Annotated in this window: 1 protein-coding gene; it reads left to right on the top strand. The window is 62.0% G+C overall.

Annotated features, from left to right (window positions below; genetic code table 11):
* On the top strand, positions 1-384 hold a 384-nt coding region (zapE, locus tag FLP08_RS17305), incomplete at both ends, for a cell division protein ZapE (RefSeq protein ID WP_156278169.1).

Consider the following 384-nt stretch of genomic DNA (forward strand, 5'->3'; position numbering starts at 1 on the left):
GGACTGCGCCAAGGCCCAGCGCGACGAGGCGCTGATGATCGAGAACCGCGAGATCCGCGCGCGCCTGACCTGCGACGACGTGGCCTGGTTCGAATTCCGTGAGCTGTGCGACGGCCCGCGCAGCCAGAACGACTACATCGAACTGGCGAAGATTTTCCACGCCGTGCTGATCTCCAACGTCGAGCAGATGGGCGTCACCAAGGACGACATGGCGCGGCGTTTCATCAACCTGGTGGATGAGTTCTACGACCGCAGCGTCAAGCTGATCATCTCCGCCGAGGTCGAGCTAAAGGATCTCTACAGCGGCGGCCGGCTGGAGTTCGAATTCCAGCGCACCCTCAGTCGTCTGCTGGAAATGCAGTCCCACGAATACCTGACGCGTCC

The organism is Christiangramia aestuarii, assembly GCF_009735585.1.
Taxonomy (GTDB): Bacteria; Bacteroidota; Bacteroidia; order Flavobacteriales; family Flavobacteriaceae; genus Christiangramia; species Christiangramia aestuarii.